General features: G+C 69.3%; 20 protein-coding genes. 7 read left to right on the forward strand and 13 right to left on the reverse strand.

The features are described 5' to 3' along the window. Positions 1-42 precede the first annotated feature (42 nt). The 3 genes from OHS16_RS14390 to OHS16_RS14400 all read right to left on the reverse strand — a co-directional run bounded on the left by OHS16_RS14390 (position 43) and on the right by OHS16_RS14400 (position 2767). Positions 43-1575 (reverse strand): polyamine aminopropyltransferase, encoded by a 1533-nt coding sequence (locus OHS16_RS14390; RefSeq protein ID WP_328537594.1) that lies wholly within the window; start codon positions 1573-1575, stop codon positions 43-45. A gap of 36 nt (positions 1576-1611) precedes the next feature. Continuing rightward, positions 1612-2148: a DUF2617 family protein gene (locus OHS16_RS14395; protein ID WP_328537595.1), complete on the reverse strand. Its 537-nt coding sequence runs from the start codon at positions 2146-2148 to the stop codon at positions 1612-1614. Positions 2149-2464: 316 nt separating this feature from the next. Then, complete coding sequence (locus OHS16_RS14400) at positions 2465-2767, reverse strand: hypothetical protein (protein ID WP_328537596.1); 303 nt, start codon at positions 2765-2767, stop codon at positions 2465-2467. Positions 2768-2910: 143 nt separating this feature from the next. Between OHS16_RS14400 and OHS16_RS14405 the strand changes: the two genes are divergently transcribed. Continuing rightward, on the forward strand, positions 2911-4122 hold the full coding sequence (locus OHS16_RS14405; RefSeq protein ID WP_328537597.1) for a pyridoxal phosphate-dependent aminotransferase: 1212 nt from the start codon (positions 2911-2913) through the stop codon (positions 4120-4122). A 414-nt stretch (positions 4123-4536) separates the two neighbouring features. Here the strand turns inward: OHS16_RS14405 and OHS16_RS14410 are convergent, their stop codons facing one another. Then, complete coding sequence (locus OHS16_RS14410; RefSeq protein WP_328537598.1) at positions 4537-5070, reverse strand: YbjN domain-containing protein; 534 nt, start codon at positions 5068-5070, stop codon at positions 4537-4539. A 99-nt stretch (positions 5071-5169) separates the two neighbouring features. Then, positions 5170-7764 carry an ATP-dependent chaperone ClpB gene (clpB, locus tag OHS16_RS14415; RefSeq protein WP_328537599.1) on the reverse strand — a complete coding sequence of 865 codons (2595 nt, stop codon included), beginning with the start codon at positions 7762-7764 and terminating at the stop codon, positions 5170-5172. A gap of 116 nt (positions 7765-7880) precedes the next feature. Between clpB and OHS16_RS14420 the strand changes: the two genes are divergently transcribed. After that, positions 7881-8285, forward strand: a complete 405-nt coding sequence (locus tag OHS16_RS14420) for a pyridoxamine 5'-phosphate oxidase family protein (protein ID WP_328537600.1) — start codon at positions 7881-7883, stop codon at positions 8283-8285. A gap of 163 nt (positions 8286-8448) precedes the next feature. On the opposite strand, the gene OHS16_RS14425 is transcribed toward OHS16_RS14420, so the two are convergent. Continuing rightward, entirely contained in the window at positions 8449-8769 is a 321-nt protein-coding gene (locus tag OHS16_RS14425) for a (2Fe-2S)-binding protein (RefSeq protein ID WP_328537601.1), read from the reverse strand. A 354-nt stretch (positions 8770-9123) separates the two neighbouring features. Between OHS16_RS14425 and OHS16_RS14430 the strand changes: the two genes are divergently transcribed. Together OHS16_RS14430 and OHS16_RS14435 are read left to right on the forward strand one after the other, a co-directional pair. Next, entirely contained in the window at positions 9124-10107 is a 984-nt protein-coding gene (locus tag OHS16_RS14430) for a helix-turn-helix transcriptional regulator (RefSeq protein WP_328537602.1), read from the forward strand. 176 nt (positions 10108-10283) lie between these two features. Further along, positions 10284-11348: a helix-turn-helix transcriptional regulator gene (locus tag OHS16_RS14435; protein WP_328537603.1), complete on the forward strand. Its 1065-nt coding sequence runs from the start codon at positions 10284-10286 to the stop codon at positions 11346-11348. Positions 11349-11436: 88 nt separating this feature from the next. On the opposite strand, the gene OHS16_RS14440 is transcribed toward OHS16_RS14435, so the two are convergent. Genes OHS16_RS14440 through dnaK form a run of 4 tightly spaced genes read right to left on the reverse strand, consistent with a single transcriptional unit; the run spans position 11437 to position 15633 of the window. After that, complete coding sequence (locus OHS16_RS14440; RefSeq protein ID WP_328537604.1) at positions 11437-11895, reverse strand: heat shock protein transcriptional repressor HspR; 459 nt, start codon at positions 11893-11895, stop codon at positions 11437-11439. A gap of 1 nt (position 11896) precedes the next feature. After that, complete coding sequence (gene dnaJ, locus OHS16_RS14445) at positions 11897-13078, reverse strand: molecular chaperone DnaJ (RefSeq protein ID WP_328537605.1); 1182 nt, start codon at positions 13076-13078, stop codon at positions 11897-11899. A gap of 21 nt (positions 13079-13099) precedes the next feature. Further along, on the reverse strand, positions 13100-13768 hold the full coding sequence (grpE, locus tag OHS16_RS14450; RefSeq protein WP_328537606.1) for a nucleotide exchange factor GrpE: 669 nt from the start codon (positions 13766-13768) through the stop codon (positions 13100-13102). Then, positions 13765-15633, reverse strand: a complete 1869-nt coding sequence (gene dnaK / locus OHS16_RS14455; RefSeq protein ID WP_328537607.1) for a molecular chaperone DnaK — start codon at positions 15631-15633, stop codon at positions 13765-13767. Before dnaK ends, grpE begins: the two co-directional genes overlap by 4 nt. Positions 15634-15899: 266 nt before the next feature. Here dnaK and OHS16_RS14460 point away from each other — a divergent pair, with 266 nt between their 5' ends. Continuing rightward, positions 15900-17630: a hypothetical protein gene (locus OHS16_RS14460; RefSeq protein ID WP_328537608.1), complete on the forward strand. Its 1731-nt coding sequence runs from the start codon at positions 15900-15902 to the stop codon at positions 17628-17630. A 109-nt stretch (positions 17631-17739) separates the two neighbouring features. Beyond that, the gene (locus OHS16_RS14465) at positions 17740-18078 is read left to right on the forward strand and encodes a chaplin (protein ID WP_328537609.1); all 339 of its coding nucleotides are present in this window, start codon (positions 17740-17742) and stop codon (positions 18076-18078) included. Positions 18079-18228: 150 nt separating this feature from the next. On the opposite strand, the gene OHS16_RS14470 is transcribed toward OHS16_RS14465, so the two are convergent. Both OHS16_RS14470 and OHS16_RS14475 read right to left on the reverse strand, forming a co-directional pair. Then, the gene (locus OHS16_RS14470; protein ID WP_328537610.1) at positions 18229-19089 is read right to left on the reverse strand and encodes a tyrosinase family protein; all 861 of its coding nucleotides are present in this window, start codon (positions 19087-19089) and stop codon (positions 18229-18231) included. Positions 19090-19108: 19 nt separating this feature from the next. Then, positions 19109-19516, reverse strand: a complete 408-nt coding sequence (locus OHS16_RS14475; RefSeq protein ID WP_328537611.1) for a tyrosinase cofactor — start codon at positions 19514-19516, stop codon at positions 19109-19111. A gap of 356 nt (positions 19517-19872) precedes the next feature. Here OHS16_RS14475 and OHS16_RS14480 point away from each other — a divergent pair, with 356 nt between their 5' ends. Continuing rightward, positions 19873-21162, forward strand: coding sequence for a cytochrome P450 (locus OHS16_RS14480; RefSeq protein ID WP_328537612.1), 1290 nt, complete (start codon positions 19873-19875; stop codon positions 21160-21162). A 22-nt stretch (positions 21163-21184) separates the two neighbouring features. Here the strand turns inward: OHS16_RS14480 and OHS16_RS14485 are convergent, their stop codons facing one another. Continuing rightward, on the reverse strand, positions 21185-22354 hold the full coding sequence (locus tag OHS16_RS14485) for an LCP family protein (protein ID WP_328537613.1): 1170 nt from the start codon (positions 22352-22354) through the stop codon (positions 21185-21187). Positions 22355-22368: the final 14 nt, after the last annotated feature.

The following is a 22368-nucleotide window of genomic DNA, read 5'->3' on the forward strand; positions in this document are numbered from 1 at the left end:
CGGGGGCCCCGCCCGGTGGCTGCCGGCGGCCCCCGGGCTCCGTCAGCCCGGGTAGCGCGGGTGCACCAGAGTGGACGGCGCAATGCCGGCCGGCCGCCCCCGCACCTCCGCCCAGGAGCCCCCGCCCCCGCCGTCCGGGCTCAACAGCGGCCGGGCACGAGAGGCGAGGACGAAGCCCCAGTCACCGGGCGTCGCCCGCGTAGGGCCGGGGCGGGCCGCTGGGCCGGCGGCCCGGTAGGGGAGAGTCCTCAGTCCGGCCGTCCGGATGGTCTCCTCCACCGTCCAGAAACTGTCCGGCCGCGTCTCCACCGGGCCCGCGTGCACGGCCAGCCGCCCGCCGGGAGCAAGCACCCGCGCCGCCAGGCCGTAGAACTCCTCCGAGTAGAACTTGGTGCTGGGTGTGATCCCGGGGTCCGGCAGATCCGAGATGATCACGTCGTATCGCTGCCGCGGCGACCGCAGCCAGGTGAAGGCATCCGCAGTGATCACATGCAGCCGGGGATCCCGGTAGGCGTGTCCGTTCAGAGCGGAGAGCCCGGGGTCCGTACGGGCAAGCCGTTCGACACCCGGGTCGAGCTCGACCACGGTCACCGATGCCACACCCCGGTGCTTCATGGCCTCTGCCGCGGCGAGTCCGTCGCCGCCCCCCAGGATCAGCACCCGGCGGTGCGGTCCGCTCATCGCCGGAGCGACCAGCGCCTTGTGGTAGCGGCGTTCGTCCCGCCCGTCGACCCGCAGCCGCCCGTTCAGAAAGAGATCCACGGTGCCCCGCGGCGACCGGGTGAGGACGATCTCCTGGACACCCGTCCGCACGGTGACCCGCACATGCGGTCCGTACACCGCACGCCTCGCCGCCAGCTCGAAGTCTCCGGCCAGGGCGGTCGCGGTCGCCAGGACCGCGAGCACCAGCACGTTGACGGCGATCAGCCACCACCGCCCACGCCGGGTCAGATCCTCCCGGAACAGCCAGAGCACCAGCGCGCCGCCCGCCACCGCGTTGACCGTCCCGGTGAGCAGCGCCCCCGTCAGCTGGCCGAGCAGCGGGAGCAGGAAGAACGGGAAGGCGAGTCCGCCGGCCAGGGCGCCCACGTAGTCCGCGGCGAACAGATCGGCGACCGCGCCTCCCGGGTCCTGCCGCGACACCCGCTGGATCAGCGTCATCAGCAGCGGGATCTCGGCCCCGATCAGCACCCCGATCATCAGCGAGAAGCCGACCAGCGCGTATCGCGAACCGCCGCCCCAGGCGAACGCCGCATAGAGCACGAGCGCCGAGCACCCGCCGACCAGCGCCAGCGCGGCCTCGATGAGCCCGAAACCCACCGCTGCGCGGAGCCGCAGCCTCTTGGCGAGCAGCGAACCGATGCCCATCGCGAAGACCATCACGGACAGCACTACGGAGGCCTGGGTGACCGAGTCGCCGATCAGGTACGACGCGAGCGCGACCAGTTCGAGCTCGTACACCAGCCCGCAGGCTGCGCAGACGAAGACCGTGGCGAGAACGAAGACCCTGCCGGTCCCCGGACGTACGGACAGCCGCGCCCGCGGGCTGTCGCGGCACGTGGACAGGTGGACCATGCCGGGAACGCTACGTCACGAAAAGCTCACAACTTGTCACCCACACGGGTGCAATGAGGCTCCAACAGGATTACGCACACCTACTCGGGTGCGGGTCACCACCAGCTGTCCCTCCTGCGGATAGGCATGCCAGGTGCGCCAGTGGACCTGGCCCTCACGGCGCTGCGCCAGCATCGCGGTGAAGGCGTGTGGCGAGCCGGGGAACGTACCGGCAAGGCTGTTCGGGTGGTCGGCGACCAGGGCGAGCAGTTCCTGGGCGCGCCCCGCGAAGGAGCACGCGGAGAGCGTCTCGACGCACGCCGCGAACTCGTACCCCCAGTCACCGACCCGCTCGGCGACGCCCAGGGGTAAAGGGGTGCTGCTCCCCGGAATACAGGCGACCGTTTCGGAACAGGAACCGCCCTCCTCCTCCAGAATCACCTGGTGGGAGGCGCCGAGGAGCCTCATCTGAAGTTTGGCCCCGCCCAGTTCGAGATCGAGGACCGCGAGGGCGGGCAGCGGCTCGCGGCCCAGCGTCCAGGCCAGATCGGCGGCGCGGGTGTCGGTGTAGGCAGTACTGAGGGTCGTGAGCATGGGTGGGCTCCGCAAACACACAATCGGCAGATGGACGGGGATACCCCCGGAGCAGGTGTCGGGGAAGAGACGCCGGCATGGGCCACGGTCAGGTCTCGGGTCCGAGGACTGCTTCTTCTCAACACGGAGGGAATCACGAAGTACGTGACGGTCACCTCATTTTTACCCAACTTGACGGGGTTTCCATCCCCTCGGGGGCCTCGCTGTTCATACGTTCAACTTCTCAAGAGGAAGGCACCCGGCGGACGTTGGTCCGCCGGGTGCCTCAGGGAATGGAATCAGCTGCCCCGTGTCAGCCGCTTCCGTCGGTTCCGTGTCAGCTGGAGCCGCCACAGCCTCCCCCGCCGCAGGATGATCCACCGCCACAGGAGGAACCGCCTCCGCAGGATGAGTGACCGCCTCCGCAGGAGGAGTGACCGCCCGAATGCCCGCCCGAGTGGTGCCCGCCGGAGTGGTGCCCGCCCGAGCCTCCGCTGTCGCCCGCCCACCAGCTGCTGCCTGCCGCCCCGCCGGCCGAGCTGCTGCCGTAACGCCGGCCCTTGCCGCCCTTGCCTGCCCTGGCCGCGAGCAGCACCACCAGGAACAGCACGCCCACCGCTGCGAAGATGAACAGCCCCATGGCTCCCACCTGCCTTTCGTCCGCCGCTGCGGGGTCCCCCGTTGGTCCCTCGCCCGGTCACCGGACTTCGTGCGTGACTGGGGGATCCCCTCGCCCGCAGCCGCCCAAGCAGGAGTTGAGGAAGTCCAGAGGTTCGGCGCAGGATGGCGGCCATGACCTCCACCGGAAACTCGACCGGACACGCAGCCCGGCGACCGCTGCTCAACCGCCGACTGGCCGAGTTCACAACGACGATCTTCGCCGAGATGTCCGCGCTGGCCCTGCGGACCGGAGCGATCAACCTGGGCCAGGGCTTCCCCGATACCGACGGCCCGGACGAGGTCAGGGAGGCCGCGGTCCGTGCGCTGCGCGACGGACGGGGGAACCAGTACCCGCCGGGCCCCGGCGTCCCCGAGCTGCGTTCGGCGGTCACCGACCACCAGCGGCGGTGGTACGGACTCGGCTACGACCCCGACACCGAGGTCCTGGTCACGGCGGGCGCCACCGAGGCCATCGCCGCATCGCTGCTGGCGCTGGTCGAACCGGGCGATGAGGTGATCGCGCTGGAGCCGTACTACGACTCCTACGCGGCCTGCATCGCGATGGCGGGCGGGACCCGGGTGCCGGTCACCCTGCGGCCACGGGAAGGCTCGTTCCATCTGGACCTGGACGAACTGCGGGACGCGGTCACCGACCGGACCAGGCTGATCCTGCTCAACACCCCGCACAACCCGACCGGCACCGTGCTCTCCCGTGCGGAACTGGCCGCTGTCGCGGAGCTCGCGGTGGAGCGCGATCTGCTGGTGGTCACCGACGAGGTGTACGAACACCTGGTCTTCGACGGCGAGCACATCCCGCTCGCCTCCCTCCCCGGGATGCGTGAGCGGACGGTGTCGATCGGCAGCGCGGGAAAGACGTTCTCGTTCACCGGCTGGAAAGTGGGCTGGCTGACGTCGACGCCGGAGCTGGTGACGGCCGTGCGGTCGGCCAAGCAGTTCCTGACGTACGTGTCGGCCGGGCCCTTCCAGTACGCCGTCGCCCAGGCCCTGGCGCTGCCGGACGCGTACTTCGCATCCCTCCGTGCCGACATGCTGGCCAAGAGGGACCTGCTGTCGGCGGGGCTGAAGGCGGCGGGCTTCGAGGTCTTCAACCCCTCGGGTACGTACTTCATCACCACCGACATCCGCCCACTCGGGGAAACGGACGGCTTCGCCTTCTGCCGGGCCCTGCCGGAACGGGCCGGCGTGGTCGCCATCCCGAACGCGGTCTTCTACGACCACCGCGAGGAGGGAGCACCCTTCGTCCGCTTCGCCTTCTGCAAGCGAACCGATGTTCTGGATGAGGCTGTAGCCCGCCTCAAGCGGCTCGCTGCCTGAGCGCGCGTCGGACGACTGGTGCGGGCGGCTGCCCGCCACGAGACGACCGCTCGGTGCACGGTCTCCCTGGCGCCCAGCTCAGCGGCGTCGGACTTGGCGTCCAGGAGCTCGACGGTGAATTCCCGGACTTCCTCGTCGTCCGGGTGGCGCACCCACGGGAACACCTCAGGCAGCGCGAGCAGAAGCGACCTGGCACCACCGTCCTGCTTCATCAGGGCATCAGGGCAACAGGGCAAGGAACAGTCGGAACGCGGCGGTCAGGTTCTCCTCGCTGCGCTCTGCGTGTATGGCTGTGGTCAGCACTGCCGCTGCGGGCCCGGGAGCACCGCCCCGCGCATGCCGAAGGCCCGGCTCCGGCCGTGATCACTGCGATCACGGCCGGAGCCGGGCCCCTTGTTCAGGAGGCGGAGGCGCTCAGGCCTCGTCGCCGGGCTCGTCGCCGGAGCCCGACTCCAGGTCCTGCTCAAGACCGAGCTGGTCGACGAGCCACTTGTCGAACTCGATCGAGGCACGGACCCAGCTGACGGTGGACGAGACGAAGTGCTCCAGAGCGACACCGGTGCCGATGAGCATCTGGGCCTCGCCGATGAGACGGACGCTGCCGTCGTCGTGGGTGTGGCTGTAGACCTTGGGCCACAGCGTGCGGCGGTTCCAGTCGTCGATCAGCTCGAGGAGCTGGAGCTTCTCCTCGATCTTGTGCGGGCGGTCGTAGAACGTCCGGACCGAGAAGACCTGCTGGTCGTCCTCGCCACGGAACATGAAGTACGTGCGGAATTCCTCCCACGGCGCGGCGAGGTCGCCCTCGTCGTCGGTGACGTACTTCAGCTCCATCTGGTCCAGAAGCTGCTTGACCAGATCCTGGTCGGGGACGACGGGGCCCGCCGGTCCTGCGCCCTGCGGATCGGGCTGGCCCCCGAAGTTCGGAATGGAGGACGGGTCGATGGTCATCTTTGAATTGCCCTTCGTACGAGTCCTTCCATCCTCCCCCATGCCGGGCGGGGCATGGCAAGTCCCGCCCGGCACTATCGGTGACTATCCGCTGCCGGCTTACTCCGACTGGTCCGCACGGCCCACGATCAGCCGGTCGTCGACGCGGTCCACCCGCACGGTGTCACCGTCGGTGACCTCTCCGGCGAGGATCTCCTTCGCCAGCCGGTCGCCGATCGCGGTCTGGATCAGACGGCGGAGCGGCCGGGCTCCGTAGGCCGGGTCGTTGCCCTCCTCGGCCAGCCAGGCCAGCGCCGCCGGTGTGACGTCCAGGGTCAGCCTGCGCTCGGCGAGCCGCGCCGCCAGGCGGTCGATCTGGAGCCCGGCGATATGGGCCAGCTCCTCCTGGGACAGCGCGGAGAACACCACGAGATCGTCCAGCCGGTTGAGGAACTCGGGCTTGAACGACGCCCGTACGACGTCCAGCACCTGCCGTTTCTTCTCCTCGGGCTTGGTCAGCGGGTCGACGAGGTACTGGCTGCCGAGGTTCGACGTCAGGATCAGGATGGTGTTGCGGAAGTCCACCGTCCGCCCCTGGCCGTCGGTGAGCCGCCCGTCGTCCAGCACCTGGAGCAGGACGTCGAAGACCTCGGGGTGGGCCTTCTCGACCTCGTCGAGCAGCACCACGCTGTACGGGCGCCTGCGCACCGCCTCGGTGAGCTGGCCGCCCTCCTCGTAACCGACGTAGCCGGGAGGCGCGCCGACCAGGCGGGACACCGAGTGCTTCTCGCCGTACTCGCTCATGTCGATACGGACCATGGCGCGCTCGTCGTCGAAGAGGAAGTCGGCCAGCGCCTTGGCGAGCTCGGTCTTGCCGACACCCGTCGGGCCGAGGAAGAGGAAGGACCCGGTCGGCCGGTCCGGGTCGGCGATGCCGGCGCGGGTACGGCGTACGGCGTGCGAGACGGCCTGCACGGCTTCGGTCTGGCCGATCAGCCGCTTGCCGAGCTCCTCCTCCATACGCAGCAGCTTCTGCGTCTCGCCCTCCAGCAGGCGGCCGGCGGGAATCCCGGTCCAGGAGCCGACCACATCGGCGATGTCGTCGGAGCCGACCTCCTCCTTGACCATGGTGTCCTTCGCGGCTTCCTGTTCGGCCTCGGCGGCCTCCTCCAGTTCCTGCTCCAGACCCGGGATCTCCCCGTAGAGCAGCTTGGACGCGGTGTCGAAGTCGCCGTCGCGCTGGGCGCGCTCGGCCTGACCGTGGAGCCCGTCCAGCCGCTCCTTCAGCTCACCGACGCGGTTGAGGCCCTGCTTCTCCTTCTCCCAGCGGGCGGTGAGCCCGCGCAGCTCCTCCTCACGGTCGGCGAGGTCGCGGCGCAGCTTGTCCAGACGCTGCTTGCTCGCGGCATCGGACTCGTTCTTGAGGGCCAGTTCCTCCATCCGGAGCCGGTCCACCGAGCGCTGCAGCTCGTCGATCTCCAGCGGAGAGGAGTCGATCTCCATCCGCAGCCGGGAAGCGGCCTCGTCGACCAGGTCGATCGCCTTGTCCGGAAGGAAGCGCGAGGTGATGTAGCGGTCGGAGAGGGTCGCGGCCGCCACCAGCGCCGAGTCCGCGATCTGCACCTTGTGGTGCGCCTCGTACCGCCCCTTGAGGCCACGCAGGATGGCGATGGTGTCCTCGACCGACGGCTCGGCCACCAGCACCTGCTGGAAACGCCGCTCCAGGGCGGGGTCCTTCTCGATCCGCTCGCGGTATTCGTCGAGGGTGGTCGCGCCGACCATCCGCAGCTCACCGCGGGCGAGCATCGGCTTGAGCATGTTGCCCGCGTCCATCGCGGAGTCGCCGCCCGCTCCCGCGCCGACGACGGTGTGCAGCTCGTCGATGAAGGTGATGACCTGGCCGTCGCTCTCCTTGATCTCGGAGAGCACGGTCTTCAGCCGCTCCTCGAACTCACCGCGGTACTTGGCACCGGCCACCATGGCGCTGAGGTCCAGCGAGACCAGCCGCTTGTTCTTGAGGCTCTCCGGCACATCGCCCTTGACGATCCGCTGGGCCAGCCCCTCCACCACCGCGGTCTTGCCGACGCCCGGCTCGCCGATGAGCACCGGGTTGTTCTTGGTGCGCCGGGACAGCACCTGCACCACCCGGCGGATCTCCTGGTCCCGCCCGATGACCGGGTCGAGCTTGCCCTCGCGTGCGGCGGCGGTGAAGTCGGTACCGAACTTCTCCAGCGCCTTGTACTGACCCTCGGGGTCGGGTGTGGTCACCCGTCGCCCTCCCCTGCTCGTCTCGAACGCTGCCAGCAGCTTCTTCGCTCCGGCACCCTGCTCCGTCAACAGCTCACCGGCCTGGCCGCCCTTGGCCGCGATCCCGATCAGCAGATGCTCGGTGGAGATGAACTCGTCGCCCAGCTCCTTGGCGCGCTGCGAGGCGTCGGCGATGACCGCGAGCACCTCACGGTTCGGCTGGGGCGGTGCCACGGTGGACCCGGTGACGCGGGGCAGTGCTCCCAGCAACCGCTCGGCGCCGGACCGCACAGCTGCCTGATCGGCGTCGACAGCCGTCAGCAGATCGACGATGTTCTCGTTGTCCTGCCCCTCCAGCAGCGCCAGGAGCAGATGTGCGGTCGTCAGATCGGGGTTCTGGTCGGATACGGCCCGGCTGTTCGCCGCGTTGATCGCGTCCCGGCTCTTGTTGGTCAGCTCGGCGTCCACGTGTGCGCTCTCCTCCTTGCAGGGCAGTGTGACAGCAATGACTCAGTCAGCGTACACAAAGTTGAGTCTATTCCACTCAACCTAAGAATGGCAGCTTCACCGGTAGGTTCGCGCACATGGCCATTGACCCACGAAACCCCGATGCGACCTACCTGAGCTTCTGGCGTGAGTACCACCTCTGCACCCTGACCACCCTCCGCGCCGACGGCAGCCCCCATGTGGTGCCCGTCGGGGTGACCTGGGAGCCGGCGGCCGGGATCGCCCGGATCATCACCAACAAGGCGTCCAGGAAGGTCGCCAACATCCTGGCCGGCGGCCCGGAAGGGGCCCGGGTCGCTGTCTGCCAGGTGGCCACACGCCGCTGGGCGACGCTGGAGGGGCGTGCGGTGGTCCGCAGGGAGCCGGAGCTCATCGCCGACGCGGTGCGCCGCTACGCGGAGCGCTACGAGCGCACCCCCGCCTTCAACCCGGACCGGGTGCTGATCGAGATCTCCGTCGACCGGGCGCTCGGCCGCGGCTGATCCCCGGCATCCTCGCGCCGGGGATCCTCACCGGGCACCCACGGGGTTTCCCCATCAGGGTTCCGGCGCCGGAACAGCACAACGGCGCCACCGTGTTCAGGTCACGGTGGCGCCGTTGTGTGGGGGAAGCGCCTGAGCGATCTTTTACGACGGGGGAATCGCGTCAGGCACTGCGGGGGATGGCTGTATTCGGGTCGGCCTCGATCAGTTCGTGATCGCGCCGGTCCAGGTTGACGAAGACCATGCCGTAACGGATGGCACAGCGGACGGGCTGCGGGGCACCCCGGGGCCTGCGAAGACACCGGTACGCGCGAACGTCTTCATCCTCTTCGCGTACGACGACGATCGGCTCACCGAACAGGGTGACCATCAACGAGTCACCACGGTGCGGAATCGCCGTGACGAGGTCGATGAAATGCCACCCGGAGCGGTAGGCGACGGCCATCTCGCGCTGGAAGACTCTGTCGTCGGGGGGGACGGTCATGCCGGCACCGAGGCCGGGGCACTGTCCCAGCCGCTGTCCGTGGGCGGAGATGCTGCCTGAACGCTGTCCCGGCCACTGTCCGCATGGACCAGGTCCCAGCCACTGTCCGCACCGATCGCACGAACGTGCGGGTCCCCGGCGAGCTTCGCCCCGCCCACAGCACCGAAAGCCAGAGCCACGGAGAAAGCAGTGGCAAGCGCCGAGCGAAGCAATATCTTGTACATAGTCAGCTTCGTCCTCACTTGATGGTGTCTTCTCCCCCGCATCACAAGACGATGTCTCATTCCGGCACGTCAGCGCTACACGGACGATGCATCATGTTCTTGCACGTTCAGGACCCTGGGGGGTGGAGATTTGCCGAATAACGTCACACAACCGACACACCCTCACGCCGTAACGGACTTGTGCGACGACGGGGCACGGCTTTACGCCAGCGCATTGCGCACCGGCCACGTCACTCGCGTCGAGGTGGAATCCGCCCCGTGCCTGGTGGAACTGGGTCTTCTCCACCCCGATCCCGACGACGGGAACCGGCTTCGCCCAGTTCCGCCTGCCGTCGCACTTGCCCAGCAACTGCACCCCATCGAGCGTGAGATCCAGGACCGCAGACGCCTCTCCGTTCAACTGGCCGACTCTTTTGAGCCGTTCCTGGCCATCAGCGCCCAAGCGCCCGCGAGTACGCACGCGATCACCGTGCTGGAGGGCTTCGACCGGATCAACGCGGCGCTGAACCTCGCCACGGCAGAGTGCCGGACCGAGATGCTGACCGTCCAGCCCGGGGGCGGCCGGAGCGAGCACGCCCTCAGCCAGGCCCTGGAGCGGGACAGGCCGCTGATCGACCGCGGTCTGAGCATCCGGACGCTCTACCAGCACACCGTCAGACACAGCCGGGGAACTCTCGCATACGCGGACCGGATCTCAGGGGGAAAGGCCGAGATCCGTACCCTCGAAGAGCTGATCGAGCGTCTGATCATCTTCGACCGCACGGTCGCCTTCATCCCTGCGCGGGACGACCGCAGAGTGGCTCTGGAACTCCGCCACCCCGGACTGGTCGAGTACCTCATCAAGGTCTTCGAGCAGCTCTGGCGCCGCGCCACTCCGCTGCTCGACGAGATCCCGTACAACCCCACACCGGACGGGGTGTCCGGCGTTCAGCGCTCCATCGCCCAGCTGCTGATCGAGGGCCATGTCGACGAGGCGATCGCCCGGCGTCTGGGAATGAACGTGCGGACCTGCCGCGCCCATGTCGCCAAACTGTCCGCTGCGCTCGGCAGCAACAGCCGGGCGCAGCTCGGCTATCTGATCTCGCAGTCCGGCATCCTGGAACAGCGCAACTGAGCCGTTTCCCCGCCCGAAGAGATCCTCGTGGTGCTTCCGCACCGCCATGCCACCGTTTCACGGACATTGATTGTGGTCCGTCCCGGGCCGTACGAACACCCTCAGGTTGCGGCCCTGCAACTTGATGAGGGGGCACGCCCGCGACGGGCGAGCCAGTATCCGGGGAGGAGGCACAGATGGCAGAGACGCAGCACACCCACGATGTGGAAGAGCTGTGCAAGACCGGCAGCCGGATATACGCGGAGGCGCTGAAGCAGGGAGGTGTCAGCCGCCGGGCAGCCGGTGCGGCGCCCTGCCTCATCGACCTGGGACTTCTTCACCCGGACCCCGACAGCCTGGACCAGCTGCTCCCCACACCGCCCACACTCGCTCTGCACGCGATACTCAGGGACATCGAGGCCGAGATCCACACACGCCGTTCACGGGAAGTGCGGATCGCGGAGACCCTGGAGCGATTCACGGCACCAGGGACACCGGCCATTAGCGGCAGCACACCCGGCGTCGTGGTGCTCGAGGGTTTCCCGCGCATCAACACCGCGATCAACCGTGCCAACAACGACTGCCGCACGGAGGTGCGGTGCATACAACCCGGGCCGCGCCGCGAGAGCGAACTGCAGGACGCTCTCAGGCGGGGCCAGTTGCTGTCCGAGCGGGGAGCCCACACCCGCACCCTCTATCAGCGGGCGTCGCTCCACAGCCCCGGACTTCTCAACTATCTCCGCCAGATGGGCGACTCCATCGAGATCCGGACCCTGGACGACATCCCCGAGCGCCTGGTCATCTTCGATCACACCGTGGCGTTCATCCCGGCGAGTCCCGACCGCACCATCGCCCTGGAGTTACGGCACCCCGCGCTGGTCGGATACCTCGTGACGGTCTTCGACCGGTTCTGGCGGCAGGGCCGGCCCATGAAGGAGTCGGCTCCCCCCGTGCCGGCCGCAGGGGTGTCCGAGCGGCAGTACGCCATTGCCCGGCTGCTCGGTGAGGGGCACGCCGACGAAGCCGTGGCCAGACGGCTCGGGATCAGCGTGCGCACCTGCCGTACGCACATCGCACATCTCTCAGCGGTGCTCGGCACCACGAACCGGGTGCAGTTGGGCGTACGGATCGCGCAGTCCGGGATGCTCAAGAGCCCGGAAGCCCACCGGACGGAGCCGCTCACACTCGCCCGGGACGATGCCGACACCGGTTCCCCGGCGGTGACTCCGGGAGCGCACATCTCCCCGGAGCGCAAGGACTGATGTGCCGGACGGCCGCGGTCCGTCGCGGCATGGCTGAGGGCCGCCACCCGGCCGGGTGGCGGCCCTCACTCAGCCCGCTCGCTGCCGCTCAGTCGGACGACCGCTTGGGCCGCCACACGACGAGCGCGCTGGTCTGCCGGACATCCTCGTACGGGACCAGGTCGCGGCGGTACGAGGCATGGACCTGAGCCTCGCGCTGCTGCATCGCCACCGCGGCTCCGTCCACCGCCGCCGAGAGCTCGGCGACCCGGGCCTGGAGCGCGGCGACCTGGTGTTCCAGCTCGATGATGCGCTTGATGCCGGCGAGGTTGATGCCCTCGTCCTGGGACAACTGCTGCACCGTACGGAGCAGTTGGATGTCCTGGGCCGAATACCGCCGGCCACGGCCGGCGGTGCGGCCCGGGCAGACCAGGCCAAGCCGGTCGTACTGCCGCAGGGTCTGCGGGTGCAGACCCGAGAGCTGAGCGGCCACCGAGATGACGTACACGGGTGTCTCGTCGGTGAGTTCGTAGCCCATGGGATTGTCGCGGTGTCGCCGGCCGTTCATCTCATGCTCCCTTCGCGGCCTTGAACAGCTCCGCCCGCGGGTCCTCACCCGCGGTCGCCTCACGATAGGTCTCCAGCGACTCACGTGCCGTGTCGCTGAGGTCCTGCGGCACCGTCACCTCGACGGTGACGAGCAGGTCCCCGCGGCTGCCGTCCTTGCGTACGGCGCCCTTGCCGCGCGCGCGCATCGTACGGCCGTTGGGCGTGCCCGCGGGCAGTTTCAAGGTGACCGGGGGTCCCCCGAGCGTCGGGACCTTCACCTCGCCGCCGAGTGCCGCCTCCGCGAAGGTGACGGGCACCGCGATGGTGAGGTTGTCGCCCTTGCGGCCGAAAACCGGGTGGGCGTCCACGTGGACGACGACGTACAGGTCTCCCGCAGGGCCGCCCTGTTCGCCGGGGGTGCCCTTGCCGCGGAGGCGGATCCGCTGGTTGTCGGCCACCCCGGCCGGGATCCGGACCTGCATGGTCCGGGACGACTTGGCACGCCCCGATCCCTTGCAGACGTCACAGGGGTCCTGGGCGATGAGCCCACGGCCCTTGCAGTCCACACAGGGGTCGGTGAGCGAGAAGCCGCCACCGCTGCCGCGCGAGACCTGGCCGGTCCCGACACAGGTCGGGCACACCCTGGGGGTGCCGTTCTTGTCGCCGGTTCCCGAACACGCCTTGCAGGGTGCCTGGCTGGACATCCGCAGCGGGACCGTGGCCCCGTCGACCGCCTCGGTGAAGCTGAGCGTCACCTCGGACTCGATGTCCTGGCCACGGCGTGGCTGGGTGCGGGTGGTACCGGGGCCGCCCCGGTTGAACAGACCGCCGAACACGTCCCCGAGTCCGCCGCCGAAGCCGCCGGCGCCACCCTGCTGTCCGCCCTGGGCGCCCCCGAAGAGGTCGCCCAGGTCGAAGTTGAAGGAGCCGCCGCCGGCACCCGGGCCCGGCCGGAAGCCGCCGTTGCCGAAGAGAGCACGCGCTTCGTCGTACTCCTTGCGCTTCTTCGGGTCCCCGAGGACGTCATTCGCCTCGGAGACCTCCTTGAAGCGCCCCTCGGCCTTGGCGTCGCTCTTGTTGGCGTCCGGATGGAACTCGCGGGCGAGTTTCCGGTACGCCTTCTTGATCTCGGCTTCTGTGGCGTCCTTCGGGACGCCGAGAACCTTGTAGTAGTCCTTCTCGACGAAGTCCTTGGTGCTCATCCCCGACGTCCCTCCTTCCGGCTACTGCTGACCCTCGTCCGGGCCACCGTCGTCCTCGTCCGAGGCCTCGTCCGCCTTGGCGGCCTGGGCACCGGGCTGGGGTTCGGCCACCGCCACCCGCGCGGGGCGGATGGTGCGCTCGCCGAACCGGTACCCGGGCTGCAGAATCGCCACGCACGTGTCTTCGGTGATGTCCGGCGCATACGAGTGCATCAGCGCTTCATGGATCGTCGGGTCGAAGGGCTCGCCCTCCTTGCCGAACTGCTGAAGCCCCATCTTCGCTGCGACCGTCTCCAGCGATTCGGCCACCGACTTGAAGCCGCCGACCAGCTCGCCGTGTTCACGGGCCCGGCCGATGTCGTCGAGGGTCGGGAGGAGTTCGGACAGGAGAGTCGCCACGGCGACCTCCTTGACCTGAACCCGGTCCCGCTCCACCCGGCGGCGGTAGTTCTGGTACTCGGCCTGCAGGCGCTGGAGGTCCGCGGTGCGCTCGGAGAGAGCCGTGCGTACCTGGTCCAGCTGGGCAATGAGCGCCGTGTCCTGATCGCTCTGCTGTGCGTCCCCTGCCGGGGCCGCCGGGCCCGGCTCCTTGTCGGAGCCGGACCCGGCGGCCTGCGGCGCGGCGTCGTCGGAGGTCGCGCCGGAGGGGACGTCGGGCTTCTCCTCGAAACCCGGAGTCTCCTCCGTCATGCGGCGCCTCCCTGACGGCCGGCGTCCTTCTCGTCGTCCACGATCTCGGCGTCGACGACATCGTCGCCGGCGTCGGCGGACTGAGCCTGGTCACCCTCGGCACCCGGGGCACCGCCCGCGGCGGCAGCACCCTCGGCGTTGGCGTACATCGCCTGGCCGAGCTTCTGGGAGACGGCGGCAACCTTCTCGGTCGCCGTGCGGATCTCGGCGGTGTCCTCACCCTTGAGCTTTTCCTTCAGCTCGGTGAGGGCCTCCTCGACCTCGGTCTTGACGTCGCCCGGGACCTTGTCCTCGTTGTCCTTGAGGAACTTCTCGGTCTGGTAGACGAGCTGCTCGCCCTGGTTGCGGGACTCGGCGGCCTCGCGGCGCTTGTGGTCCTCGTCCGCGTACTGCTCGGCCTCTTCGCGCATCCGGTTGACCTCGTCCTTCGGCAGCGAGGAGCCACCGGTGACGGTCATCTTCTGCTCCTTGCCGGTGCCGAGGTCCTTGGCAGCGACGTGCATGATGCCGTTCGCGTCGATGTCGAATGCGACCTCGATCTGCGGGACACCGCGCGGGGCCGGCGGCAGGCCGGTCAGCTCGAACATTCCGAGCTTCTTGTTGTACGCCGCGATCTCGCGCTCACCCTGGTAGACCTGGATCTGCACGGACGGCTGGTTGTCCTCGGCCGTCGTGAAGATCTCGGAGCGCTTGGTCGGGATGGTCGTGTTGCGCTCGATGAGCTTCGTCATGATGCCGCCCTTGGTTTCGATACCGAGGGACAGCGGGGTGACGTCGAGCAGCAGGACGTCCTTGACCTCGCCCTTGAGGACACCGGCCTGGAGCGAGGCGCCGATGGCGACGACCTCGTCCGGGTTCACACCCTTGTTGGCGTCCTGGCCACCGGTGAGCTCCTTGACGAGCTCGGCGACGGCCGGCATACGGGTCGAGCCACCGACGAGAACGACGTGGTCGATCTCGGAGAGCTGGATGCCCGCGTCCTTGATGACGTTGTGGAACGGGTTCTTGCAGCGCTCGAGCAGATCGGCGGTGAGCTGCTGGAACTGGGCTCGGGTGAGCTTCTCGTCCAGGTGCAGCGGACCCTCGGCCGACGCCGTGATGTACGGCAGGTTGATCGTGGTCTCGGTCGAGGACGACAGCTCGATCTTCGCCTTCTCCGCGGCCTCGCGGAGACGCTGGAGAGCCATCTTGTCCTTGGCCAGGTCCACGCCGTGGCCGTTGGCGAACTGCTTCACCAGGTAGTCGACGACACGCTGGTCCCAGTCGTCACCACCGAGGTGGTTGTCACCGTTGGTGGCCTTCACCTCGACGACGCCGTCACCGATCTCGAGCAGCGACACGTCGAAGGTGCCGCCACCGAGGTCGAAGACCAGGATGGTCTGGTCGTCCTTGTCGAGGCCGTACGCCAGGGCGGCGGCGGTGGGCTCGTTGACGATACGCAGGACGTTCAGGCCCGCGATCTCGCCGGCCTCCTTCGTCGCCTGACGCTCGGAGTCGTTGAAGTACGCCGGGACGGTGATCACCGCGTCGGTGACCTTCTCGCCCAGGTAGGACTCGGCGTCCCGCTTCAGCTTCTGCAGGATGAAGGCGCTCATCTGCTGCGGGTTGAAGTTCTTGCCGTCCAGGTCGATCTTCCAGTCGGTGCCCATGTGGCGCTTGACCGACCGGATGGTCCTGTCGACGTTGGTTACTGCCTGGCGCTTCGCGACCTCGCCGACGAGCACCTCGCCGTTCTTGGCGAAGGCGACGACGGACGGCGTGGTCCTGGCGCCTTCGGCGTTGGTGATGACGGTGGGCTCGCCGCCTTCGAGAACGCTGACGACGGAGTTAGTCGTGCCCAGGTCGATGCCGACCGCACGTGCCATGGTGATTCCTCCAGCTGACTTGAGTGGAACTGGCTCAAGAGTGCATGAAGGATTTCGTCCAGTCAAATGACCTGAGTCGAGGCGACTCAACTTTTATCCAGGTCTTATGCGCAGCCTCGCACGGGACGGGCAACACGGGGCAGCGGAGTGGCCGCAATGCCCGATAGTTTCACATATTTACGTTTTACTGCGGACCGTCACCACCCGTACCGCTGTGCCCGGCTGCGCCCCCGCGTCTGCCCACTGTGTCAAAGGACGGTCGTCCCATGCTGTTCGCCCCCCGCGCCGGAAGACCCCGCTCCGTAAGACCCCCTTCCGGGCGGTCCGTCCTGGCCGCCGGCGCCGCCGGCGCCCTCGCCGTCGTCGTCGCCCTGGTCACCGCGGCGGCACCCGGAGCGGGAGCGGACGGGCGGCGGCAGGCCCCGGCGCCGAAGCCTCCGGAGATCAGTCTCGACGACACGCTGCACCAGCTGACGTTCACGCCCGGCGGCGGCACCGCTGTCGCCTCGTACACCTACCGCATCGGCAACGGATCACCGGCGTACCGGGCCGGCGCGGCGGCCGACGGTTCGCTGACCGTGTCGGTGCCCGCCACCCTCGACGACATCGGCCGGCAGCCCGTGACGGTCCGCGCCGACGACGCATCCGGGCACAGCTCCACCACCGTCACCGGCACCTTCTCCTTCATCAACCGCAACCCCGGCAGCGCCGACTACCAGGTGCGGCGGGTCGAGGCCGAGGCGCTGCTGCCCACCGGGACCGCGCAGACCACAGCCGTCCGGCAGACCAACTGCTGCGGCGGCAACCGGTTCTCCGGAGGCAGCCAGGCCTGGTTCAGGGCCACGAGGACCGGCGACACCTACACCCTGCCGTTCGATGTCACCACGGCGGCCGACTACGCCGTCGTGCTCAAACAGACCCGCGGACCCGACTACGGCACGGTCTCGTACGCCATCGACAGCAGAAGGACCGGGACCGTCCAGGACGGCTACGCGCCCACCGTCTCCACCCGCCCGGTGTCACTCGGCGAACTCGGCCTGACCCGGGGCATCCACTGGCTCACGCTGACCGTCGAGGGCAGGAATCCCGCCGCGTCGGGGCGCTACGCGGGCCTGGACTACCTGGAACTCACCCCGCTGCTCCAGCACGAGGCCGAACATCTGCTGCCCGCCGGCCGCTCCGCCACCCTGCCGCTCGCCCGGGAGCCGGGAGCGCTGTGGTCGGGCGGCGCGCAGGTGGCGTTCACCGGCCGCAGGCCCGGAGACCACTTCGCGCTCGGCTTCGACGCGCCCGCCGACGGCTGGTACGCCCTGGGCACCGAGCAGTCCACGGGACCGCAGTACGGAAGGGTGTCGTTCGCCGTGGACGGCGAGGCGGCGGGCACTCCGTTCGACGCCTACCGGAAGACCGCCGCCACCCGGGCCGCCGACCTCGGCATCAGATATCTGACCGGTGGCCGGCACACCATGACCTTCGCTGCCGCCGGCCGCCGGGCTCCGTCACCGCGCTACCGGATCGGGGTCGACCTCATCAAGGTGTTCCCGCTGACCGGGAGTTACGAGGCCGAACTGGTCACCAGCGCGTCGACGGGACGCAGCAGCGTGCAGCGCAACTGCTGTGGCCCGATGTGGTCCGGCGGCCACCAGCGGCTGGTCCGCGCCCTCCGCCCCGGCGACCACGCCGAGTTCACCTTCGCCGTCCCGCTGGACGGCCCGTATTCGCTGAACGCGGTGATGACCCGTCGGCCCGAGTACGGCGGGGTGGTCTTCGCCATCGACGGCAGGCCGGCGGGGCGCTTCGACGGCCGCACCCACGAGACCACGACCCGGCCGGTGCATCTCGGCACCCGTGACTTCACCGAAGGGCTGCACACCCTGACCGTCACCCGGACGGACGGCGCCGGTCCGGCCGCCGGGCACGCCTTCGGAGTCGACCGCATCGACGTGTACCCCGAGGACGAGAAGGCGTCCGAACGTGCTGCACACCCGCGATTTTGATCGTTATCCGTTACCCACGGACGCACTGCGGCGTTGAAGGGGCATCGAGGCCGCGTTCGCTGCGGCTGACCCCGATGTTCCACAGTTCCAAAGCTCCAAGGAGAACGTAATGTCGCGTATCGCGAAGGCCGCCGCCGTACTCGCGGGCACCGGTGCCGTGCTGGCCGGCTCCGCCGGTCTTGCCATGGCCGACTCCGGTGCCCAGGGTGCCGCCATCGGTTCCCCCGGTGTGGCGTCGGGCAACGTCGTCCAGGTCCCGATCCACATCCCGGTCAACGTCTGCGGCAACACCGTGAACGTCATCGGCCTGCTGAACCCGGCCGCCGGCAACACCTGCATCAACGCCGACGACCACGGCCACAAGCGCCACGACGGCAACGACGACAGCCGCAACGGCGGGCACAAGAAGAGCCACGACGACAGCCGCAACGGCGCCTACGGCAGCTGAGCACCCCACCGGGCACGGCTCGGAACAGCGGGATCACCGTCCCGTATCCCTGCGGCCATCCCCTTCCGGGGGTGGCCGCAGGTGTGTGTACGGCCCGAGGGCTGCCCCGTGATCCCCGCCGGGTCGGCCGCCCGGGATCACGGACGGCCCTTACTCGTAACGGTAGATCCCCTGATGGCTCATCAGCGCCGAAGGCCTGACGTTCCACGGCGGCATCGGCTCGTCGAGGCTGTACACCCGGCCGCTCTGCCGGTCCCCGGCCGGCAGCTTCCTCCTCGGCTCGAAGCCGGCCCGCGGATGGGCCTTCTGCCAGCGGTCCCAGACCAGGTCGACGAAGGAATGGTGCAACCAGAAGACCGGGTCGTTGGGGGACGTGGCGGAGTTCATCAGCCCTCCCACCCAGCGGTGCACCAGGTTGTGGTTGCGCCATCGGGGACCGCCGCCCACCGACCAGCCCTCGAAGACGTTACGGAACCCCCCGGACACCGTGGAGTCCCACGGGGACGCGTCGTACACCGGCTGCTTCAGCGCGAGGTCCAGATCGGCCCCGGTGGGCAGTGCGACCGGGTCGGCCGGGCGGCCGAAATTGCGGGTGAGGAACGGCTCGTCCGTCACTCCGACGCTGATGTCCCAGTGCCCGCCGCGGTACGCGAAGGGACCGGTCATCACCTGCTGATCCTCCCGGCGGCCGTTCCCGCCGAGGAAGTCGTCGGACCAGAGCGAGGCAGCCGGGGTGTTGTCCACCGTCCAGTCCCAGTACGGAACCGTGACCCCGGGTGCGACGGCCTGCAGGGCGCGCTCGAACTCCAGGACGAAACGGCGGTGCCAGGGGAAGAAGGTGGGTGCCATATGGGCGACCCGGGGCCCTCGTGAGCCGTCCGGAACGTAGTACTCGCCATGCATCCGGACGAATGCGTCGTACCGTCCCGAACGCTTGAGTTCGATGACCGCGCCGACGAACCGCCGCCGCTCGGCCGCGGTGAGATGCTTCTGATTCTTGCGGGTGTACACAGCTGAGCGATCTCCCCCGTCAGAGCTGTCGCATGGATGCCGGCGAGAGCTGGGCGCCGCCCAGTTCGTCGACCGCGCCGCGCGCGGCGGCGAGCGGCGTCGGATACGACCGGTAGTGATCCACCATGCTGAGGTAACTGCCGTCGGCCCGCCGCATCATGTGCAGCGGCCTGCCGTCGACCATGATCTCGGTGTACCCGGCGGTGGCACCGCCGTGGATGCGCCGGCCCCGGTACATCTCGTCGAAGGTGTTCCGCAGCCTCCGGGCCGGGGCCTGCACGCCGCCTTCGTCCGCCGTCACCACGGGCACGAGCGCTCCCGCCGTGCCACCCACGACCCCCACCGCGAAGAGCGCCCTCAGCACCTCACGACGGGGCACGCACCCCCGCCACCGCGCTCTGCTCCAGTTCTGTGTGGACGCTTTCATGCCCGGCTCCCTCCGATTCGGCCCGCTGCGCGGCACTTCCCGTCGCACGTGGTGCACGACCGACCGCGCCTCGACGGAGACAACGACGGCACAACGAAACAGTTCTTCAGACAAGAGCCACGCAGCGGAGCGGCCGGCCGGCTCCGGTCCCGTGCGTTCCCCCGGGGACACACGGATGCAGCACCCGCCCCGGACGCGCTGTCAGCGGGTGGCGCCCGGCCCTTGGACCGTACGGGCCAATGCGCTCACCCCCGGGTGGGAACTTCGTCCCGGCCGTGCGGGCGCGACGACCGGGCCCCGGCGAATGGGCCACGATGACCGCCGGAGCTACCGGATACAGGGGAGTTGGTCGGCCTATGGGTGTCCCGGCGCAGTCCGCCGTGCAGCACACGGTCCAGCCGCCGGGTGCGAACCCGGCCGATCCGTCGTTCTGGCAGCTCCCGCACTCCGCACGGCTGGAGGCGTTCGCCGCCCTCCGGGCACTGGAGCGCCCCGGGTACTTCGTCGAGCGCGCGGCCACCTGGCGCCGCCCGGAACGGGGCTTCTACGCACTGGTCAGGCACGCGGACGTGGTCCAGGCGAGCCGGCTGTCACAAGTGTTCGTCAGCGCGCCCGGGGTGACCACTCCGGAGCCGGCCGGCTGGGTCCGCTTCCTGTTCGGCGATTCCATGGTCAACATGGACGCGCCGCACCACACCCAGCTGCGCCGGGTGGTCTCCAGGGCCTTCACACCACGGCTGCTGGCCGCAGCGGAGGAGGACATCCGCCGGGTCGCCTCATGCGTCGTGGACGACATGATCGAGCAGCGGCCCGGTGAGTTCGTGGCGTCGGTCGCCTCCCGGATGCCGTTCGAGGTCATCTGCAACCTGATGGGCATCCCCGAGCACTACCGTCCCGAGATCGCCGGCCGGGTCGACCACGCCTCGGAGAACGTGGGTGTCGACCGCCCGCTCCGTGCCCGGCTGCGGGTACCCGGCAGGGGGCTGCGGGCACTGGCACGGATGCAGATGATGATGGCGTCGCTGGCCCGCGAACGCCGCAGCCGGCCCACCGACGACCTCATCTCCGCGCTGGTACGCGCGGACGTCGACGGCCAGGCACTCGACGTCCGCCAGCTCGGCGCGTTCTTCTCGCTGCTGATGGTCGCGGGGGTGGAGACCACCCGCAACGCCATCACCCACGCGCTGACCCTGCTGACCGACAACCCGGATCAACGCGCCCTGCTCGAAGCGGACTTCGACCGGTACGCGGACGGCGCCGTCGACGAGGTGGTACGCCACTCGACGCCGATCATCCAGTTCCGCAGGACCGTGCTGACGGAGCACTCACTGGGCGGACGCCGCTTCCTCCCCGGGGACAAGGTGGTCCTCTACTACGCGTCCGCCAATCGTGACGAGTCGGTCTTCACCGACCCGGACGTCTTCGACATCACGCGCAACCCCAACCCGCACCTGGGATACGGGGGCGGGGGCCCGCACTTCTGCCTCGGTGCGCATCTCGCCCGCCAGGAGATCAAAGCGCTCTTCCGTGAACTGCTGAGCCGTCCACGGGCCCTGCGTGCGGTGGGACCGCCCGATCTGGCGCATTCGAACTTCGACAACCGGGTGCGCGCGCTGCCGTTCGCCTTCGAGCCGCCGGTCTCATGACCCCGCGCTGACGGCGGGGCGCTCAGGGGCAGGCGAGCCGGGAGCCCTTGACGGGCAGGAACCCGTTGCGGCCCCCGCTGGTCCGGTGCTCCGCGGGCGTCGCCACGACGGTCAGCAGGGACCGGTCGCTTCGCACCGCCCGGAAGACCTCGGCGGACTTCGCCGGGTCCCAGGCGATGGTCGTGCCGACGCCCTTGAGCGGGACGTAACCCTTGACCGGGACGGTGGCGAATTCGAGCGAGTCGAGGCCGATGTTCCGCAGCTCCCCGGCCAGTGTCAGCGTGTCCTTGACCGTGAAGGCGCGCTCGGCCGGGACCGCGGGCAGCAGCGCCGCGGCCAGCACCGCCATCCGGGCCGGGCTGCGCAGCGTTCCGTCGCCGGAGATCTGCTTGACGAACGAGACGATGTACTTCTGCTGCCGCTGGATGCGCCCGAAGTCCGCGAGAGTGTCCACATGGCGTGAACGCGCGTACTGCAGCGACTCCCCGCCGCCCAGATGGCTGGTCCCGGCCGGCAGGACCAGGGCGGTGGCCGTGTCCTTGAGCGGGCGGTCGGTGCAGACGTCGAGACCGCCCAGTCCGTCGACGGTCTTCATGAACCGTGCGAAGTCCACGGGCAGGAACCGGTCGATGCGGACGCCGGTCATCTTCTGCACCGTCCGCATGGTGAGCGGGGCACCGCCCTCCGCGTAGGCCGCGTTGAGCTTCGCCGCGCGGCTCTTGTGCGTCCTGCCCTTCGTGTCGGTGTACGCGGGAATGGTGGCGAGGGAATCGCGTGGCAGGCTCACCACGCTGACGCGGCGTCGGTTCTGCGCGACATGGACCAGCATCATGGTGTCCGTGCAGCCGCAGGCTCTTCCCCCCAGGTGATACCGGGCCTTCTGCTGAGGGGTGATGGTGTCCCGGGTGTCGAGGCCGACGAGCAGCACATTCATCCCGGCACCCGCGGGGGAGCCGCCCGCACCCATCACGGCCTGGCTCCTGCTCGCCGCACCGCCGCCGTGGCCCGTGCCGGGAACGGACATCCGGTGACCGGCCTCGAACACCCCGAGGGCGACCACCGCGGTGAGCGCGGTGGTCGCCAGGGCCCCCCGGGGAAGCCGCCGCATCCGGCCGGCCTGCGCCGGTGATCCGGCCGGCCTCGGTGACGCCGGTGCTTTCGGTGAACTCGGTGGGTTGAAGAATTCAGTCATCTGCCGTGCACCTC

It is taken from the genome of Streptomyces sp. NBC_00344 (assembly GCF_036088315.1).
Classification (GTDB): domain Bacteria; phylum Actinomycetota; class Actinomycetes; order Streptomycetales; family Streptomycetaceae; genus Streptomyces.

What these genes read in the sequence shown, in the direction of transcription:
- OHS16_RS14390 (WP_328537594.1), bottom strand. Translation starts at nt 1,575, where the DNA reads ATGGTCCACCTGTCCACGTGCCGCGACAGCCCGCGGGCGCGGCTGTCC.
- OHS16_RS14395 (WP_328537595.1), bottom strand. Translation starts at nt 2,148, where the DNA reads ATGCTCACGACCCTCAGTACTGCCTACACCGACACCCGCGCCGCCGAT.
- OHS16_RS14400 (WP_328537596.1), bottom strand. Translation starts at nt 2,767, where the DNA reads ATGGGGCTGTTCATCTTCGCAGCGGTGGGCGTGCTGTTCCTGGTGGTG.
- OHS16_RS14405 (WP_328537597.1), top strand. Translation starts at nt 2,911, where the DNA reads ATGGCGGCCATGACCTCCACCGGAAACTCGACCGGACACGCAGCCCGG.
- OHS16_RS14410 (WP_328537598.1), bottom strand. Translation starts at nt 5,070, where the DNA reads ATGACCATCGACCCGTCCTCCATTCCGAACTTCGGGGGCCAGCCCGAT.
- OHS16_RS14420 (WP_328537600.1), top strand. Translation starts at nt 7,881, where the DNA reads ATGGCCATTGACCCACGAAACCCCGATGCGACCTACCTGAGCTTCTGG.
- OHS16_RS14425 (WP_328537601.1), bottom strand. Translation starts at nt 8,769, where the DNA reads ATGACCGTCCCCCCCGACGACAGAGTCTTCCAGCGCGAGATGGCCGTC.
- OHS16_RS14435 (WP_328537603.1), top strand. Translation starts at nt 10,284, where the DNA reads ATGGCAGAGACGCAGCACACCCACGATGTGGAAGAGCTGTGCAAGACC.
- OHS16_RS14440 (WP_328537604.1), bottom strand. Translation starts at nt 11,895, where the DNA reads ATGAACGGCCGGCGACACCGCGACAATCCCATGGGCTACGAACTCACC.
- dnaJ (WP_328537605.1), bottom strand. Translation starts at nt 13,078, where the DNA reads ATGAGCACCAAGGACTTCGTCGAGAAGGACTACTACAAGGTTCTCGGC.
- grpE (WP_328537606.1), bottom strand. Translation starts at nt 13,768, where the DNA reads ATGACGGAGGAGACTCCGGGTTTCGAGGAGAAGCCCGACGTCCCCTCC.
- dnaK (WP_328537607.1), bottom strand. Translation starts at nt 15,633, where the DNA reads ATGGCACGTGCGGTCGGCATCGACCTGGGCACGACTAACTCCGTCGTC.
- OHS16_RS14460 (WP_328537608.1), top strand. Translation starts at nt 15,900, where the DNA reads ATGCTGTTCGCCCCCCGCGCCGGAAGACCCCGCTCCGTAAGACCCCCT.
- OHS16_RS14465 (WP_328537609.1), top strand. Translation starts at nt 17,740, where the DNA reads ATGTCGCGTATCGCGAAGGCCGCCGCCGTACTCGCGGGCACCGGTGCC.
- OHS16_RS14475 (WP_328537611.1), bottom strand. Translation starts at nt 19,516, where the DNA reads ATGAAAGCGTCCACACAGAACTGGAGCAGAGCGCGGTGGCGGGGGTGC.
- OHS16_RS14480 (WP_328537612.1), top strand. Translation starts at nt 19,873, where the DNA reads ATGGGTGTCCCGGCGCAGTCCGCCGTGCAGCACACGGTCCAGCCGCCG.
- OHS16_RS14485 (WP_328537613.1), bottom strand. Translation starts at nt 22,354, where the DNA reads ATGACTGAATTCTTCAACCCACCGAGTTCACCGAAAGCACCGGCGTCA.